Source organism: Ferrovibrio sp. (assembly GCF_002796975.1).
Classification (GTDB): Bacteria; Pseudomonadota; Alphaproteobacteria; order Ferrovibrionales; family Ferrovibrionaceae; genus Ferrovibrio.
Genome location: NZ_PEKV01000005.1, coordinates 792645 through 810626, shown reverse-complemented (window position 1 = coordinate 810626; position 17982 = coordinate 792645). Strand labels below are relative to the sequence as shown.

Below are 17982 nucleotides of genomic sequence, written 5' to 3'. Positions count from 1 at the left end.
TGAGGTATGCCGAGCTTTTCCATTCGTACCACGCTGGGTCTGGTCATCGGAATACTGGGCCTGATGCTGGTGGCCGGCAGCATCAACGCGCTGCTGAACGCCCTCGACCGCAATGCCGCCGCCAAACGCGTGGCCCAGCTGGCGCCCATCAGTCAGGCCTTCTTCCAGAGCCTGCAGCAGCACCGGCTCGAACGCGGCAACATCCTGATCGTCTTCCGTGCCGAGGCCCCCGCCTCCAAGGACAGCATCGACAGCATCACCACCCAGCGCGACAACACGCTGAAAGCCTATAATACCGGCTATGCCATGCTGTCGGCGCTGAGCAGCGATCTGCCGAGCGCCGCACCGTTGCTGACCAAACTGAAAGCGGCGAATGACGCGGTCGATGCCATGCGCCCCAAGGCCATGCAGATGATCGGCCAGCCCCGCGCCCAGCGCGATGCGCAGGCGATGCAGGACTGGCCGCGCGTCACCCAGAACTACCTCAACGCCGTGCAGGAGGCGTCCGATTTCCTCGAAGCCTCGCTGCAGCTGGTCGATCCCATGGTCGATCAGTTGCTGAGCGTGAAGCAGAATGCCTGGACGATCCGCAATTACGCCGGATCGATGGTGCTGCGCATCCTGACCACGATGTCGGCCGGGCAGACCTGGGGCATCACTGAGTCCATGGCGCATGCCGGCGATGACGGCCGTGTCGCCACGGCCTGGAATATCGTCACCGTCATTGCCGCGCGCAGCGATACGCCGGCGCCGGTGCGCGACGTGGTCAATACCGCGAAAGCCTTCTTCACCGGACCGCTCGGCACCGAGCGCGAGACGATCGTAAAGGCTTTCGCCGCCGGGCAGACGTCACCGGTCGATCAGGCGAAATATCAGCCGACCGTGACCGAAAGCCTGAACATGCTCAATGCGGTGGCCAATACGGCGCTGGATGAACTGATCAGGCGCGCCGATACCCAGACGGCACAGACGCAGCGCAGCGTGCTGCTGAGCATCGGCACGCTGGTGGCCGCCGTGGCCTTCACCGTTTTCGGTTTCCTGATCGTGCAATGGCGCGTCACCGGCCCCATCAACCGTATGACCAGCGCGATGCAGCGCCTGGCCAATCGCGACCTCGGTGTCGAAGTGCCCTTTGTCGACCGTGGCGCTGAAGTCGGCCAGATGGCCAAGGCGGTTCAGGTCTTCAAGGACAGCATGATCGCCCGCGAACAGGCCGAGACCGATATCGCCCGCCAGCGTGAAGAATCCGAAAGCCGTCGGCTGGAGCGTGAAGCGCGCGAGAAAGCGGCCGGCGAAGAAATTGCCGCGCTGGTCAACAAGGTGGGCCAGGGCGATCTCAGCAGCCGTATCAGCGAAAGCGGCAAGGACGGCTTCTTCCTCTCCACCAGCCAGGAACTGAACCGCCTCGCCGGCACCCTGCAGACCATGACCGGCGAACTGGCCGGTGCGATGAGCGCCATGGCCGGCGGCGATCTCAGCAAGACGGTGCGCGGCGAATACCAGGGCGTGTTCGGCGAGATCAAGGGCGCGGTCAACGGCATGTCGGAACGCATGCGCGACTTCGCCGGCCGTCTGACCCAGACCGCGCAATCGGTGAAGGTGGCGTCCGACGAAATCTCGACCGGCAGCCAGGATCTGGCGCAGCGTACGGAATCGCAGGCCGCGTCGATTGAAGAGACCGCGGCGTCGATGCATGAGATCACCACCACGGTGAAGCAGAATGCCGACAACGCCCAGGCCGCCAACCAGCTGGCCGTCGCGGCGCGCGACACGGCCGAAAAGGGCGGCAGCGTCGTGGCCGATGCTGTTGGCGCCGTGACGCGGATCGAGGAAAGCGCACAGAAGATCGCCGATATCGTCGGCCTGATCGACGAGATCGCCTTCCAGACCAATCTTCTCGCTCTCAACGCCAGTGTCGAGGCCGCGCGCGCCGGCGAAGCCGGCAAGGGCTTCGCGGTGGTCGCGCAGGAAGTGCGTGCGCTCGCACAACGCTCGGCCAATGCCAGCAAAGACATCAAGGCACTGATCACGGAATCGAATACGCAGGTGAAAACCGGCGCGGCGCTGGTGAATCAGACCGGGGGCTCGCTGACCGAGATCGTCACGGCGATCAAGAAGGTGAGCGATATCGTCGCCGAGATCGCTGCCGCCTCGCGCGAGCAGGCCACGGGTCTCGATCAGATCAACACGGCTGTCGGCAGCATGGACGAGATGACCCAGCGCAACGCAGCCCTGGTGGAAGAGACCACGGCGGCGGCCCAGAGCCTCGCCGGTCAGGCCAACGAGTTGGCCAACCTCGTTGGCTTCTTCAAGCTGGACGGCAGTGCCCGGCCCGCGCCCATGGCTGCGACCCCTCCGGCAGCCCCCGCCAGGCCTGCCCCGACGGCAACGACACCCAAGCCAGCCGTCCAGAAACCGGCACCGGTGGCAGCGCGGAAACCGGCGATTCCCGCCGCCGCACCGGCCCCGGCACGGCCGGCTCCGGCAGCCCCGGCCAAGGCCTCTGCCGACGACGATTGGCAGGAATTCTAGGCATCTGCGGCACATCTCACGGGGGGCGGCCGGGCATGGGTTGACGTGCCCGGCTTTGCCCGGCAAGGTCCTGCCGCTTTCGCCGCCTCTGACGCCGGATTCCCCCGCAATGCTGCAGCCTGCCGCCGCCCCCCGCCATTCCGCCCCGGTCAGCCACGCCGAGATGGCCAATGCCATCCGTGCACTGTCCATGGATGCCGTCCAGGCCGCCAATTCCGGCCATCCCGGCATGCCGATGGGCATGGCCGACGTGGCCACCGTGCTGTTCAGCCGCTTCCTGAAATTCGATCCGAAGAATCCCGCCTGGCCCGACCGCGACCGCTTCGTGCTGTCGGCCGGCCATGGCTCGATGCTGATCTATTCGCTGCTGTACCTGACCGGCTATCAGGACATGACGCTGGACGAGTTGAAGCGCTTCCGCCAGATCGGCGCGCGCACCGCCGGCCATCCGGAATTCGGCCATGCCGGCGGCATCGAGACCACCACCGGCCCGCTCGGCCAGGGCATTGCCACCGCCGTGGGCATGGCGCTGGCGGAACGCGCGATGGCGGCGCAGTTCAATGACAAGCTGGTCGACCACTACACCTACGTGATCGCCGGCGACGGCTGCCTGATGGAAGGCATCAGCCACGAGGCGATCTCGCTGGCCGGCCATCTGAAGCTGAACAAGCTGATCGTGCTGTGGGACGACAACCTGATCTCCATCGACGGCCCGACCAGCCTTTCGGTGTCGGACGATCAGATCAAACGCTTCCAGGCCAGCGGCTGGGCCACCATCGCCGTCGACGGCCATGACGCCGAAGCCGTGGCTGGCGCCATCGCCGCCGCGCAGAAGAGCGACAAGCCGAGCCTGATCGCCTGCCGCACCGTGATCGGCTATGGCGCACCGACCAAGGCCGGTACCTCTGCCACGCATGGCTCGCCGCTCGGCGCCGAGGAGATCAAGGGCACGCGCGAGAAGCTCGGCTGGCCGCATGCCGCCTTCGAGATTCCCGATGCGATTCTGAATGCATGGCGTGGCATTGGCGCCGCCGGCGCTGCCAGGTCGGCCGCCTGGGAAAAGCTGCATGCCGCGCTCCCCGCGGAACAGCGCGCCGAATGGGATCGCCGCATCAAGGGCGATCTGCCGGCGAATTTCGACAAGACGATCTCTGATTACAAAGCGAAACTGGCCGCTGACAAACCCAAATGGGCGACCCGCAAGTCGTCGCAGATGGCGCTGGAAGTGATCAATCCGGTGACGCCGGAAACGCTGGGCGGTTCGGCCGACCTCACCGGCTCGAACAACACCAAGACGGCCGGCCTCAATCCGGTGAAGCCGGGCGACTACAGCGGCCGCTACGTCTATTACGGCGTGCGCGAGCATGGCATGGCAGCCGCCATGAATGGTATCGCCTTGCACGGGGGTCTGATCCCCTACGGCGGCACCTTCCTGGTCTTCACGGATTACTGCCGCCCGTCGATCCGCCTCTCGGCCCTGATGGAACAGCGCGTGATCTATGTGATGACGCATGACTCGATCGGCCTGGGCGAAGACGGCCCGACGCATCAGCCGGTCGAGCATGTCGCAAGCTTGCGCGCGATCCCGAACCTTCTCGTGCTGCGTCCGGCCGATGCGGTGGAAACCGCCGAGGCCTGGCAGGTCGCCTTGCAGCAGAAGCATCGTCCCAGCGTGCTGGCACTCACCCGCCAGGACCTGCCGGCGGTGCGCACCACGCATACGGAAGAAAACCTGGTTGCCAGGGGCGGCTACGAACTGGCGGCCGCCGAAGGTGGCGCCGCCAAGGTCACGCTGCTCGCCACCGGCTCGGAAATCGCCATCGCGATGACTGCCCGCGAGCAGCTGCAGAAGGACGGCATCCCGACCCGTGTGGTTTCGATGCCGAGCTTCGAGCTGTTCAACGCCCAGGATGAGGCCTATCAGGAAAAGACGCTGGGCCCCGGCACGGTGCGGGTTGCGGTCGAAGCCGGCGTGCGTCAGGGCTGGGACCGCTATCTCGGCATCAAGGGCGGCTTCGTGGGCATGAGCAGCTTCGGCGCCTCGGGTCCCTACGAGCAGCTGTACAAGCATTTCGGCATCACGCCCGAAGCGGTGGCCGCGGCGGCCAAACAGCGGTTGTAAAGCCGGTTTCCGACTGCCATATCCGGTTTCCGTCGCCGGCCGTGCTGGCCGCAGCGGCTGCCGCATGCTATAGCACGCGGGCATTAACGCCTTGGATTAAGACGGATTTCCGGTGACTTCAGCCGCCTCGTCCGATAGCTCCCAACCCACCCATACCAGCAGCGGCAAGCTGCTGCGTCGCCTGCTGGCCGAGCAGGTCAGGCCGCATCTGGGTGCGCTGGCCCTCGCCCTCGTCGCGATGATCACGGTGGCCGCCATGACGGCCGCCACCGCCTGGCTGCTCAAGCCGGCGATCGATCAGGTCTTCACCCAGCGCGATCCCTACTGGACGATGATGATTCCGGTTGCCGTGGTGATCGTGGTGGTGATCAAGGGCGTGGCGACCTATTTCGAAAGCACGCTGATGACCGGTTTCGGCGAGCGGGTGATCGCCGATACCCAGATTCGTCTTTACAGCCACCTGATCCGCGCCGACCTCGCCTGGCTGCACGACATGCATTCCGGCCGGCTGATCTCCAGCTTCCTGTTCGATGCCACGCTGCTGCGCGAGGCCGTCACCAAGGCGCTGACCGGCATGGTGAAGGACTCCCTGAGCCTGATCTTCCTGACCGGCGTGATGTTCAGCATGAACTGGCAGTTCGCGCTGATCGTCTGCGTGATCTTCCCCTTCGTGGGCCTGAGCACGCGCCGGCTGGGCCGCAAGACGCGCAAGAGTTCCGCCAAGGGCCAGCAGGAAACCGGCAAACTGACCACTATCTTAAGCGAGACCTTCGAAGGTGCGCGCATGGTCAAGGCCTACGGCATGGAGCAGCGCGAGATCGATCGCGCCCGCCAGTCGGTCGATACCCGCCTCAGCCATCTGATGAAGGTGGTCCGCGCCCGTGCCGCCGCCAGTCCGACCACCGAAGCCCTCGGCGGCATTGCCGTGGCCGTGGTGATCTATATCGGCGGCACCAGCGAGACGCTGACCCTGGGCACGCTCACAGCCTTCATCTACGCGGCGCTGACCGCCTATCAGCCGCTCAAGTCGCTCGCCACCATGCAGACCGCCATGCAGGAAGGCCTTGCTGCGGCGGACCGCATCTTCACCATTCTCGACATCAGTCCGGCCATCACGGAACGCAGCGACGCCAGGCCGCTGCAGGTGAATGGCGGTGAAATCCGCCTCGATGCCGTCGGGTTCCGCTACGCCGCCGACAAGACCGCGCTGGATGACATCAGCCTCGTCGTGCCGCCGGGCAAGAAGGCCGCCCTGGTGGGTGCTTCGGGTGCCGGCAAATCGACACTGCTCAATCTGGTGCCGCGCTTCTACGACGCCACGCAGGGCAGCGTGAAGATCGACGGCCAGGATGTCCGCGACGTGACGCTGGCCTCACTCCGCCGCAGCGTTGCCCTGGTCAGCCAGGAGCTGACGCTGTTCGACGACACCATCCGCGCCAACATCGCCTATGGCCGGCCCGAAGCCAGCCAGATCGAGATCGAGAGCGCCGCCCGCCACGCCGCCGCCCATGATTTCATCATGGGCCTGCCGCAGGGCTACGACACCGCCGTTGGCGAAAACGGCGTGAAACTATCGGGCGGCCAGCGCCAGCGCATTGCCATCGCCCGCGCCATGCTGCGCGACGCGCCGATCCTGCTGCTGGATGAAGCCACCAGCGCGCTGGACACCGAATCCGAACGGCTGATCCAGGTGGCACTCAGCGAACTGATGCGCGGCCGCACCACGCTGGTGATCGCCCATCGCCTGTCCACCGTGATCGATGCCGATGTGATCTTCGTGCTTGATCATGGCCGCCTGGCCGAACAGGGCAGCCATGCCGAACTGCTGGCCCGTAACGGCGCTTATGCGCGACTTTACGCGACGCAGTTCGCGGTCGAGGCTTCCGCCTGACGATGGCCGGACTGTGGAAGCGCATCCAGCGAAGCAAACCCGCCGTGCGGTTCGCGGCGGATGCCATCGCTTTCTATGTCCGCCTGGTGCGCAACACCACGCGGTGGGACATACGCGGTGTCGAGCACCCGGAAGCCTTGTGGTCGGAAAACCGGCCGTTCATCCTGACGTTCTGGCACGGCCGGCTGCTGCTGATTCCACCGGTTTGGCGGCGCGACCGGCGCATGCATATGCTGATCTCGCAGCATCGCGACGGCGAACTGATTGCCCGCGCCATGGATCCCTTCGGTATCGGCACGGTCCGCGGTTCCGCCGCCAAGGCCGGCAAGAAGGACAAGGGCGGCAGCGGCGCACTGCGGATCATGGTGCGCCAGCTCAAGCTCAACGAATATGCCGGCTTCACGCCAGATGGCCCGCGCGGACCGCGCATGCGGGCCAGCACCGGGGTAATCGCCGCCGCCCGGCTGGCCAAGGTGCCGATCCTGCCGGTGACCTATGCGGTAAAACGCCGCCGTGTGTTAAACTCCTGGGACCGCTTCATCCTGCCCTGGCCGTTCAACCGGGGCGTTTACCTCTGGGGCGAGCCGATAGACGTGTACAGCGACATCACGGAAAGCCCGGAACAGGCCGCCCTGCGGCTTGAAACGATCATGAACGGGCTCTGCGACGAGGCGGACCGGCTGTGCGGCCATGCCCCGATCGCGCCGGCCGACCGCCTGCCCGCCGCAGGGGGCGATGCCTAGATCGGCGCCGCGTTTCTGGCAGGCCGGCAGCACCTCGCCGCTGCCGACGCTGCTGCGTCCGCTGGCGGCGTTCTACGGGCTCGGCAATCGTCTGAACCAGCGCATCACCGCCGCGCAGGAGATCGGTGCGCCGGTGATCTCGATCGGCAACCTCGTCGCCGGCGGCGCCGGCAAGACGCCGACTGCGATCGCCATCGCCCATCGCCTCACCACGCTCGGCCGGCACCCGCAGATCGTCAGCCGCGGCTATGGCGGCAAGCTGACCGGACCGGTGCAGGTCGATCTGAACCGGCATACTGCCGCCGATGTCGGCGACGAGGCCCTGCTGCTGGCCGCTGCCGCGCCGACCTGGATCGGTGGCAACCGCCCCGCCGCCGCCCGTGCCGCTGTCGCGGCCGGCGCCGACTGCATCATCGCCGACGACGCACATCAGACCTATGCGTTGGCGCGCCGGCTCAGCCTGCTGGTGATCGACGGTGGGTATGGCTTCGGCAACGGCCTGCAATTACCGGCCGGGCCGCTTCGTGAATCGATCGAGGATGGCATGAGCCGTTGCGACGCTTTGGTCGTGATCGGCCCGCGCAGTGTGCCGCTGCCCGATTTCGGTCGCCACCCGGTTTTCGCCGCTACGCTGGAGCCCAATCCGGCGGATGCCGTGCGTCTGCGCGGCCGCAGTGTACTGGCCTTTGCCGGCATCGGCCGGCCGGAGAAGTTTTTCACATCCCTGCAACAGCTCGGTGCCACGGTGGTGCAGACGGCCACCTTCCCGGACCACGCCCCCTATTCGCCCGACACCGTAATGCGTCTTGTCGAAACCGCCCACAAGCTGAATGCCATCCCGGTCACCACCGCGAAGGACCAGGTACGTCTGCCGGCCAAGGCGCGGCCGATGGTGGATGTGCTGCGCGTCGCGCTGAACTTCGCCGAACCGCAGCGCGTCGACGACTATCTGCGCTCCAGGCTGAACGACAGGGCGACGGCCGGTGCTTAAAAAACTGCTGTTCCCGCATGCGGAGCCGCATGAATATGTAGCCGCCTGGGGCGCCCGGCTGGCACTGGCGCTGTTTGCCGCCCTGCCGCTCGACAGGGCCTCTGCCTTCGGCGGCTGGATCGCACGCAGGATCGGTCCGCGCATCGGCGCCAACAAGGTCGCCGCCCGCAACATCGCCCGCGCCCTGCCGGAATTGACCACCGCGCAGCAGGCCGAGGCACTGACCGGCATGTGGGATAATCTCGGCCGTGTGATTGCCGAGTATGCGCATCTTGCCGATATCCGCGATGCCGGACAGATCGAGGTTGTGGGCAGGGAGTATGTCGACGCAACGCGCGACAGCGGAAAACCCGCCATCTTCTTTTCCGCGCATTACGGCAACTGGGAATTGATGAGCATCGTGGGAACGGAGCAGGGGCTGCCGCTGGTGCAGGTCTATCGCGCCGCCAACAACCCGCTGACCGAGGATCTGCTGCAGAGCCTGCGCAAGCCGGTCGGCGGCCGCCATGTGCCCAAGGGCATGCAGGCGGCACGCGAACTGCTCAAGGCGCTGAAGCAGAATGAATGCCTCGCCATTATGGTCGACCAGAAGCTGTCCAACGGCGTCGCCGTGCCCTTCTTCGGCCGCGATGCCATGACGGCGCCGGCTGTTGCCGATCTGGCGTTGCGGAGCGGTTGCCCGGTCATACCGATCTATGCCGAGCGGCTGGGCGGTGCGCGCTTCCGCGTCACGATCGAGGCGCCGATCATGCTGGACGACACCGGCAATCGCGAGCAGGACATTTATAACGGCCTGCTGCTGATCAACCGCAGGATCGAAAGCTGGATCCGCAAGCGCCCCGACCACTGGTTCTGGGTGCACAAGCGCTGGCCGAAGGAATAGTCACTCTTTCGGAGGCAGCAGCCGCTGCGGATCGAGCCGCACGTCGAACCAGTTCACCCGCCAGTCCAGATGCGGGCCGGTCGCCCGACCGGTGGCACCCACCGTGCCGATCTGCCCGCCACGCTTCACCTGCTGGCCGACTTTCACGTTCAGCGACTGCAGGTGGGAGAAGGCCGAGTTGATGCCCATGCCATGATCGATGATGATCGTGCCACCGGTGAAGTAAATATCCTTTTCGGCCAGCACCACTTCGCCGCCGGAAGGCGCGATCACCGGACTGCCGGTCGGGGCTGCGATATCGAGACCGTAATGCGGCGTGCGCGGTTCGCCGTTGAGAATCCGCTGGCTGCCATACACGCCCGAAACGGGGCCTTTGGCCGGCCAGATCCAGCCCTGCATGAAATCCTGCCGCGGTGTGTTGCGCTGGCGCACGGCGGCGATCTGCGCATTCTCGCGCTTAATGCGCTCCAGCACGGCGGCAGGCGGCGTTACCTGGGCCGGCGGCAGGCCGTCGATGCGTTGAATTTCGTATTTCTGCGGCGCGATGCGCAGTTGCGTCGTCTCGCTCTGGCCGCCACGGTAATTCACTGAGAAGGTCACGGTTGCGGCCTCGTCGCGACCGAAGCCGAAGACGAAGCGTCCGTCTTGCGCGACCGGCACATCACGACCGCCGAGCCGCAGGGTGAGGCCGGGCTGCGCCATGCCGGTCACAAGACCGCCCTGGCTGAAATCGCCCTGCCAGGAGAGGCCGGGCGGCGGCTCGTTGGCACCCGCCGGCCAGCTTGCCAGCAGAAGCAACGCCGCAAGCCAGCGCATCATGTGCGTTTCACCGGATTGCCGACCAGGCCGCGGGTTGCGATCACTGCATCGGCATAGGCTTCCTGGCGGTCCACGCTCCAGTAGCGCAGGCGTTCCAGCGGAATGCGCTGGCCGGTGACGGCGCAGGTGACATAGGAACCCGGAAAAACGATGTCGAAGGCGCCGTGCCGGTAATAGACCCGGGCTTCGATCTCGCGCGGCAGCGGCGGTGTCTGCATCAGAACAGGCTTTCCTGTTTGGTCGGTTTCGCGGCGGCAGGCGCTGCCTTCTTCGGCGCGGACGACGCCGAACCGCCGCCGACGATCTGCGCATCGCGGCGACCGTCATGCATCTCGATGGCAACCATTGCGCCCGGCGCCATCGCATCGGCGCTGTTCAGCGCGCGGCCGTCCGCGTCATGGACGACAGCGAAACCACGCGCCAGCACATTGCGATAGGACAGGCTCTCCAGCAGCTTGGCGGGCTGGCTCAGGCGCTGGACTGCCTCGGCCTGGCGCTGGCGGATGGCGCGCAGCAAGCGCGCATCGGATTCCTTCAGGCGCCGGCCGTAGTCGGCCACTTCGCGCCGCAGCAACGCGGGCCGCAACCGGGCCATTGCGGTTTCCATCCGCGCCCGCTGCGCCGCGACACCGACACGCAGCGCGTGGCGCAAACGATCCGAGAGATCGTCGAAGCGCTGGCGCGCCATGTCGAGCTGTTCGCGTGGGCCGCGCAGGCCGCGGCCGAGACTGTCGAGATGCCGGCGCTTGTCCTGCGCCATGCGCGTCATGCTGCGGCGCAGACGCTCGTCCAGCCCGGCGACGCCGGCCACCAGATCGAGCCGCACCGGTACCGCCATTTCGGCGGCTGCCGTCGGCGTCGGGGCGCGGCGATCGGAAGCGAAATCGATCAGCGTGGTATCGGTTTCATGGCCCACCGCCGAGATCAGCGGAATCTCCGAGGCCGCCGCAGCACGCACCACCGCTTCCTCGTTGAAGGCCATCAGGTCTTCCAGGCTGCCGCCACCGCGCGCGACGATCAGCAGGTCGGGACGCGGCACGGCACCGCCTTCCGGCAATGCATTGAAGCCGCGAATGGCTTTCGCCACCTGCTCGGCGGCGCCCTCGCCCTGCACCAGCACCGGCCAGACCAGCACATGGGTCGGGAAGCGGTCTGCCAGGCGATGCAGAATGTCGCGGATCACGGCGCCAGTCGGCGAGGTCACCACGCCGATCACACGCGGCAGATAGGGCAGCGGACGTTTGCGTTCGGCGGCGAACAAACCTTCGGCAGCGAGCTTCTGCTTGCGCTGCTCGAGCAGCGCCATCAGTGCGCCGAGCCCCGCCAGCTCCATCCGCTCGACGACCATCTGGTATTTGGAACGGCCGGGATAGCTGGTCAGCTTGCCCGAGCAGATCACCTCCATGCCGTCCTCGGGTTTCACCCCGAGGCGCGCGGCGCTGCCTTTCCAGCAGACGCCATCCAGCAGCGAATCGGCATCCTTCAGCGAGAAGTAGAGATGGCCCGAAGCGGCTCGCTTGAACCCGGAGATTTCGCCGCGAACCCGTACCCAGCCGAAATTATCCTCGATGCTGCGTTTCAGCCGCAGCGAGAGTTCGGTAACCGTGTATTCCGGCACGTTTCCCGGCGCCGGGGGGGCGCCGGCGGAACCGGACTGGGAAGGCTCGAAATCGCTCATGGAAAAGCCTCGGGGGAAGCCTTGCGTCTGTTCCGGCCATGATACAAACATTGCCGCGATTCCTCCAGTCACCTAGGGTCTGCTATGAACCTTCTCGTCATCGGATCTGGCGGTCGCGAGCACGCCCTGTGCTGGGCGCTCGGCGCTTCGCCGCTGGTCAACAAGCTGGTCTGTGCCCCGGGCAATGCCGGCATCGCGCAGGTGGCGAAACTCGCCCCGGTCGATCCACTCGATCTGGATGCGGTGCTGCAGCTCTGCCGTGACGAACATATCGATTTTGTCGTGGTCGGCCCCGAGGCGCCGCTGGTGATCGGTCTGGTCGACCATCTGGAGGCCAATGGCTTTGCCTGCTTCGGCCCGAACAAGGCAGCGGCCCAGCTTGAAGGCTCCAAGGGCTTCATGAAGGATCTCTGCGCCAAATACGGCATCCCGACCGCCGCCTATGGCCGCTTCAGCGATGGCGCCGCGGCGGAAGCCTTCATCCACAAGCATGGCGCTCCCATCGTGGTGAAAGCCGATGGCCTGGCCGCCGGCAAGGGCGTGGTGGTGGCGATGACGCTGGAGGAGGCAATGGCTGCCAGCGCAGCGCTGTTCGCCGAACCCGGCGCGCAGGCGGTGATCGAGGAGTTCATGGATGGCGAGGAAGTCAGCTTCTTCGCTCTGGTGGACGGCAAACATGCGCTGGCGCTGGCCTCGGCGCAGGACCACAAGCGCGTCGGCGACGGCGATACCGGGCCGAATACCGGCGGCATGGGCGCCTATTCCCCGGCAAACATCTTCACCCCTGCCCTACAGCAAGAGGTGATGGAGCGCATCATCCTACCGACCGTGAATGGCATGATCGCCGAGGGCACGCCGTTCAAGGGCGTGCTGTTCGCCGGACTGATGCTGACCAAGGATGGCCCGAAGCTGCTGGAATACAACACGCGCTTTGGCGATCCGGAATGCCAGACGCTGATGCTGCGGCTGAAATCCGATCTGCTGCCGGCCCTGATGGCGTCGCGCGACGGCGTGCTGAAGGATTTCGATCTGCGCTGGAAGGACGAAGCCGCGCTCTGCGTCGTGATGGCGGCCGAGGGCTATCCGGCCGAACCGCTCAAGGGCACGAAGATCGAAGGTCTTGATGCCGCTGCGGCGGAAGCCGATACCATCGTGTTCCATGCCGGCACCAAGCCGGGTGCGGATGGCGCAATTCTGGCCAATGGCGGCCGCGTGCTGGGCGTCTGCGGCACCGGCAAGACCATCGCGGCGGCACAGGCGCGCGCCTATGCCGCTGTGGATAAAGTCCGCTGGCCGCAGGGTTTCTGCCGCCGTGATATCGGTTGGCGGGAAATCGCTCGCGAACAGAAAAACTGATCGCGCACAAGATCGTAGTTGCCCGTCGTTGCTCCTGGCCGGCGGCTTTGCTGCCCGACATATATTATCGTCACTCCCGCGAAAGCGGCAGCCCAGTCCGATAGTTGTCATGGATTCCCGTTTTCGCGGGAATGACGAATAGTGGTGCGCGCCGATGGGCGGTTGCGCCGGGCCATGCGGCATGGCTATCGTAGCTGCGGGCATATCAGTCGTCGTGCCCCACGAACGAGGAAACAACAGCATGAGCGACCAGGATCGCTTCATCGGCACCATGCCGGTGCAGGAGCGCCACAAGTTCGATGAAGCCGCGCTGGAACGCTGGCTCAAGCAGAACGTTGCTGACTACAAGGGCCCGCTGGCCGTACAGCAGTTCAAGGGCGGGCAATCCAATCCGACTTTCATGCTGGTGACACCGACGAAGAAATACGTGCTGCGACGCAAGCCGCCCGGCAAGCTGCTGCCCTCGGCGCATGCGGTCGACCGCGAATACCGCGTGATCACCGCGCTGGGCCAAACCGATGTGCCGGTCGCCCGCACCTATGGGCTGTGTGAAGATGACAGCGTGATCGGCACGGCCTTCTATGTGATGGATTGCGTGGAAGGCCGGATTTTCTGGGACCAGCGCCTGCCGGATATGAATCGCGAGGAACGCGCCGGCATCTTCGATGCCATGAACCGCACCATCGCGGCGCTGCATAAGGTAGATTACAACGCCATCGGCCTGGGCGATTACGGCAAGCCCAGCGACTATTTCGCCCGCCAAATCAATCGCTGGAGCAAGCAGTACAAGGCATCCGAGACGGAAGAGATTCCGGCGATGGACAAGCTGATCGACTGGCTGCCGGCGCATATTCCGCCCGGTGAAGAGACCAGCATCGTCCATGGCGACTATCGCATGGACAACATGATCTTCCATCCGACAGAGCCGCGCGTGATTGCCGTGCTGGACTGGGAATTGTCCACGCTGGGCCATCCGCTCGGCGATTTCACCTACCATCTGATGTCGTGGCGGCTGGCACCGGAAACCTTCCGCGGTCTGGCCGGCGTCGATTTCGCGGCACTGGGCATTCCGAACGAACAGGATTACATCGCCACCTATTGCTGCCGCACGGGGCGCGACGGCATTCCGCATCTCGAATTCTACATGGCCTATAACATGTTCCGCATTGCAGGAATCCTGCAGGGCATCATGGGTCGTGTGAAGGACGGCACCGCCACCAGCCAGCACGCCATCGAGTCCGGCAAACGCGCCCGGCCGATTGCCGAACAGGCCTGGGCCGTGGTGGAGCGGATGACGGGGACTCCATAGGCGATGGCAGCTGCCGACCTGACCCCCGTACAACCGCAACACCGGTTCGACGAGGCCAGGTTGGCGGCGCATCTTGCGACGCATCTGCCGGATTTCAAAAACCCGCTGACAGTGCAGCAATTCAAGGGCCCGGCCTCCAGCCCCGCTTTCATGCTGCACAGCCCCGGCCGGAATTTCGTTCTGCGCAAACGCAGCCAGCCGAGAAAAGGCTGCAGCATGGCGGAATCGATTGAACGCGATTTCAGCCTGCTGCGCGCACTTCATGCTGCAGGGCTACCCGTGGGCCAGCCGCAATTCGCCTGCACCGACGAAGCCGTGATCGGCACGCCCTTCTATGTGCTGGACTTCGTGCCCGGCCGGCATTTCCGCGATCCCAACCTGCCCGGCATGGATGCCAAGCAGCGTCAGGCGCATTACGAGGCGATGGCCGAAACGCTGGCCCGCCTGCATGCGCTCACGCCGGCGCAGACCGGCCTGCCCGCCAATGGCAGCGGACTGGATTATCTGAACCGGCAGGTCGCAACGCTCATCGAACAGTATCGCGCCAATGCAACCGACGAGATCGCGGCGATGGAACGCCTGCTGGACTGGCTGCCGGCGCATGTGCCGGTCGATGACGTGACCAGCCTGATGCATGGCAATTTCCGGCTGGAGAGCCTGGTCTTCCATCCCAGCGAACCGCGCGTCGTGGCGGTACATGACTGGGATCTGGCGCTGATCGGTCATCCGCTGGCCGATCTGGCGATCAACTGCATGCCCTGGCGCGTGACGATTCCCGGCATGGGCAGCCTGCAGGGCATCGACTTCATCGAAAGCGGCATTCCCGGCGAGCCGGATTATCTCGGCGCCTACTGCCGCCATGCCGCCCGCGACGATATTCCGCACTGGAATTTCTATCTCGCCTTTGCGCTGTTCCGCGTCGCCGTCATGGCGCAGGGCATCGTGAAGCGCGGCAGCAACGGCACGCCGGCCAGTCCCGCCGCGGCGCAGGCGTTGAAGGTTTACGCGGCGCTGGTGCGGTCGGTGGCCAACCAGGCCTGGAACCTGGTCGACAGCAGCGACGACTGACAAAAAGAAAGCGCTCCCCCGCGAAGGGAAGCGCTTTCAGATCGCGTCGTCAGGATGGCGTTACATCCAGAAGGGCGGCACGCCGTAATAGTCGTGCACCTTGCGGCCCCAGGCTTCGTCGTCCCAGTTCACGCGTTCCTTCTCGCCGTAGGTCGGCGCACCTTCCAGCGTCTTCTTGTCGAGATTGACGACATAGCCGCCCTTGCCGGTGTCGTAGGTCAGCATGCTCCAAGGCAGCGGATGATGGCGGTCGCCGATGCCGAGGAAGCCGCCGAACGACATGTCGGCATAGGCCACCTTGCCCGAGGTCTTGTCGATCATGACATTGTTGATCGAGCCAAGTTTGTCGCCGGTGCGGTTGTAGACGGTGGTGCCTTCCACCTTGTCGGCGGAAATGAGACGGTCAGGCATGATCGTTCCTCCTTTGCGGGTGATCGGAATGACGCACAACGGCGCGGAAATCCGCGCCTCGCGGGCGTCTGTGATGTAATAAACGTCAGGAAAATCAGAGGGTTCCTGTGACATTTGCCACCGGAACCAGGCCGCAGCCAGGGCGCACGATTCGGTGGCAGGGCTGCGACCTTTCGGCCGGGCGCGGAACCTTGTCACCCGTCGGTCATTCGGAATTGCATCGACGCAGATGACGGGTGAAGATAGTCAGGCTGCGCATTGCCTCAGACAGCAAAGGCCGGACAGGCGGCGTAACGGGCGGTGAGCCGTTACAGGTGTGGGAATCATGTCGAAACAGGACAAAGATCGCGCGGAGACTGGAGACCTGGCGGAACTGACCGCAGAGTCCGCCACGCCCGTGGGCGATGCCTCGGCCCTCCCGCTCGTCACCGTCCAACCGGAGCAGGAACCCGGTGAGGGTCCGCAGTCGCGCCAGTTCAATTCCTGGCTGGATCGCGCCCTGCCGCGCCTGCTGGAGTATCTCGGCGCCGCTCCGAGCTCGGCTGTGACATCGCCGGGCAACAAGGCTAAGCACTGATTTTCCCTAGATAATTTACGGAAAACCGCGATATTCCATCGCGGTTTTGTCACAGCATGTCCCGGCCTTGTCGCTGGCTGCGCAGCGCTGCGACGCCCATCCTCTGGGTCACAGACGAACACGTCACCGATACCAAAAAAGAGGATGTTCCCCCATGACCGACGCAATTCACGGCCTGCTGCTGGAGACCCTCCCGTCCCTGAAAGCCTTCTCGATCATGCTGACGCGCGATCGCACCTGGGCTGAGGACCTGACCCAGGAAACCGTGCTGCGCGTGCTGGCCAAGTGCGACCAGTTCCAACCGGGCACCAACTTCAAGGCCTGGGCCTTCACCATCATGCGCCACCAGCATATCGACCAGGCACGCCGCCGCCGCCGCGAGGCGACGACGTTCGGCGATGCCAGCGCGATCGAAAACCTGATGGCCGTGAAGGCGCCGCAGGAAGACGCCATGGTGCTGGGCGAACTGCTGCAGGCGATCGAGACGCTGAACAAGGCGCAGCGCGAGACGCTGATGCTGGTGGTCGGCAGCGGCCTGTCCTACGAGGAAGCCGCCAAGGTCTGCGGCTGCCCGATCGGCACCATCCGCAGCCGTCTGGCCCGCGCCCGCCAGGAACTGGAAGCCAAGATGCTGGGCGAGAGCCCGATGCCGCGCAGCGAAACCACGCGGGAAACCCGCCTGGCCGAGCTGCATCACTAAAACGAAATTCTCCCAGCGACGTCACTAGCAATCACGCACTGGAAAAAAGAATGGCGGCAGGAGCGATCCTGCCGCCATTTTTATTGCACTGAAGACTGGGCTTATTCGAGACCGCGGAAAGCCCGCAGCGCGAAGTCGGCGGCGCGGCCGGCGATCGCCGCCTTCCAGGCCGCAGTATCGGTGTAGAAGGCGTCGCGGATCTTGCGCTTGAGCTGCTGGCCCAGCGGCGAATTGACGTCGCCGCCGCGCGCATACAGCCAGTGGTCGCCGCGCAAAGCCTCGGTCACTTCCGGCATGGTCTGCGTGCCGTATTCCAGCGCGATCGAGGTCACCTCGACCGACTTCGGCAGATCGAGGAAAGCCTCGGGCACCGTGCCGGTGACACGCGCCGAGGTCGAGCTGCCGTCATTCGGATTGGTGACTTCCGGGCCGAACATCGTCTTGGCGCGGGCATAGAAGCCGGCATCTTCCGGGCCGACATAGATCGGCTCGCCATAGCCCATCGGGCCCAGGCCGGTATGGAAATCGATGCTGACCAGCTTACGCGTCGTCGCAGGCACCAGTTCCTTCAGGATGCGGCGGAAGGTGGCGTTCGACCAAGTCGGTTTCTGGCCGCCGAAGAACAGGCCGTCGGGATGCGAATACTGCCCGCCGGTCATTGCCGCCTGGAAGGCGAAGGCGCCGTTCTTCTTCTGGTAGTCGAGGATCGCCTGATCGGCCGCGGCACGGCCCTGCCCTTCCCAGACCTGCGGCAGCAGCAGGTCATGCACTTCGGCATAGGCCTTGTTCTGCGGCAGCGTCCTGGAGAAATCCTGGAAGTTGCGGTTGAGGTCGACGTTGTCTTCCGTCACGCGGCGGACATGCGCAAAGCCATAGGGATTGATCGCATGGATCATGATGGC

Annotated in this window: 15 protein-coding genes and 1 pseudogene (1 of these 16 cut by a window edge); 11 read left to right on the top strand and 5 right to left on the bottom strand. The window is 65.2% G+C overall.

What is annotated here, in order from left to right; all coding sequences use genetic code 11:
- Window positions 1–6: 6 nt before the first annotated feature.
- The 6 genes from CTR53_RS08800 to CTR53_RS08775 all read left to right on the top strand — a co-directional run bounded on the left by CTR53_RS08800 (window position 7) and on the right by CTR53_RS08775 (window position 9162).
- The gene (locus CTR53_RS08800) at window positions 7–2532 is read left to right on the top strand and encodes a methyl-accepting chemotaxis protein (protein ID WP_290811512.1); all 2526 of its coding nucleotides are present in this window, start codon (window positions 7–9) and stop codon (window positions 2530–2532) included.
- A 109-nt stretch (window positions 2533–2641) separates the two neighbouring features.
- Window positions 2642–4654, top strand: a complete 2013-nt coding sequence (tkt, locus tag CTR53_RS08795; RefSeq protein WP_290811507.1) for a transketolase — start codon at window positions 2642–2644, stop codon at window positions 4652–4654.
- Between the two features lie 112 nt (window positions 4655–4766).
- Window positions 4767–6545, top strand: a complete 1779-nt coding sequence (locus CTR53_RS08790) for an ABC transporter transmembrane domain-containing protein (protein ID WP_290811504.1) — start codon at window positions 4767–4769, stop codon at window positions 6543–6545.
- A gap of 44 nt (window positions 6546–6589) precedes the next feature.
- Complete coding sequence (locus CTR53_RS08785) at window positions 6590–7288, top strand: lysophospholipid acyltransferase family protein (RefSeq protein WP_290811501.1); 699 nt, start codon at window positions 6590–6592, stop codon at window positions 7286–7288.
- A complete protein-coding gene (gene lpxK, locus CTR53_RS08780; protein ID WP_290811498.1) occupies window positions 7281–8279 on the top strand; it encodes a tetraacyldisaccharide 4'-kinase in 999 nt (332 codons plus the stop codon). The genes CTR53_RS08785 and lpxK overlap by 8 nt, the downstream gene beginning before the upstream one ends.
- Window positions 8272–9162, top strand: a complete 891-nt coding sequence (locus CTR53_RS08775) for a lauroyl acyltransferase (protein WP_290811495.1) — start codon at window positions 8272–8274, stop codon at window positions 9160–9162. Before lpxK ends, CTR53_RS08775 begins: the two co-directional genes overlap by 8 nt.
- Here CTR53_RS08775 and CTR53_RS08770 read toward each other — a convergent pair whose 3' ends face one another.
- The 3 genes from CTR53_RS08770 to xseA are packed head-to-tail and all read right to left on the bottom strand — an operon-like array spanning window position 9163 to window position 11659.
- Window positions 9163–9981 carry a M23 family metallopeptidase gene (locus CTR53_RS08770; RefSeq protein ID WP_290811492.1) on the bottom strand — a complete coding sequence of 273 codons (819 nt, stop codon included), beginning with the start codon at window positions 9979–9981 and terminating at the stop codon, window positions 9163–9165.
- The gene (locus CTR53_RS08765) at window positions 9978–10199 is read right to left on the bottom strand and encodes a DUF2093 domain-containing protein (protein WP_290811489.1); all 222 of its coding nucleotides are present in this window, start codon (window positions 10197–10199) and stop codon (window positions 9978–9980) included. Before CTR53_RS08765 ends, CTR53_RS08770 begins: the two co-directional genes overlap by 4 nt.
- Entirely contained in the window at window positions 10199–11659 is a 1461-nt protein-coding gene (xseA, locus tag CTR53_RS08760; protein WP_290811486.1) for an exodeoxyribonuclease VII large subunit, read from the bottom strand. The genes CTR53_RS08765 and xseA overlap by 1 nt, the downstream gene beginning before the upstream one ends.
- A gap of 84 nt (window positions 11660–11743) precedes the next feature.
- On the opposite strand from xseA, the gene purD reads away from it, so the two are divergent.
- The 3 genes from purD to CTR53_RS08745 all read left to right on the top strand — a co-directional run bounded on the left by purD (window position 11744) and on the right by CTR53_RS08745 (window position 15392).
- Window positions 11744–13015: a phosphoribosylamine--glycine ligase gene (purD, locus tag CTR53_RS08755; protein WP_290811483.1), complete on the top strand. Its 1272-nt coding sequence runs from the start codon at window positions 11744–11746 to the stop codon at window positions 13013–13015.
- Between the two features lie 241 nt (window positions 13016–13256).
- Window positions 13257–14324 (top strand): phosphotransferase, encoded by a 1068-nt coding sequence (locus CTR53_RS08750; protein WP_290811480.1) that lies wholly within the window; start codon window positions 13257–13259, stop codon window positions 14322–14324.
- 3 nt (window positions 14325–14327) lie between these two features.
- Window positions 14328–15392, top strand: a complete 1065-nt coding sequence (locus CTR53_RS08745; RefSeq protein WP_290811477.1) for a phosphotransferase — start codon at window positions 14328–14330, stop codon at window positions 15390–15392.
- A gap of 60 nt (window positions 15393–15452) precedes the next feature.
- Here CTR53_RS08745 and CTR53_RS08740 read toward each other — a convergent pair whose 3' ends face one another.
- Window positions 15453–15803, bottom strand: coding sequence for a PRC-barrel domain-containing protein (locus CTR53_RS08740; RefSeq protein WP_290811474.1), 351 nt, complete (start codon window positions 15801–15803; stop codon window positions 15453–15455).
- A gap of 325 nt (window positions 15804–16128) precedes the next feature.
- On the opposite strand from CTR53_RS08740, the gene CTR53_RS08735 reads away from it, so the two are divergent.
- Together CTR53_RS08735 and CTR53_RS08730 are read left to right on the top strand one after the other, a co-directional pair.
- Complete coding sequence (locus CTR53_RS08735) at window positions 16129–16380, top strand: hypothetical protein (RefSeq protein ID WP_290811471.1); 252 nt, start codon at window positions 16129–16131, stop codon at window positions 16378–16380.
- Between the two features lie 154 nt (window positions 16381–16534).
- A complete protein-coding gene (locus CTR53_RS08730) occupies window positions 16535–17080 on the top strand; it encodes a sigma-70 family RNA polymerase sigma factor (protein WP_290811469.1) in 546 nt (181 codons plus the stop codon).
- A 101-nt stretch (window positions 17081–17181) separates the two neighbouring features.
- Here the strand turns inward: CTR53_RS08730 and CTR53_RS08725 are convergent.
- Window positions 17182–17982 (bottom strand): annotated as a pseudogene (locus CTR53_RS08725) (M14 family metallopeptidase) (it continues 229 nt past the right edge of the window).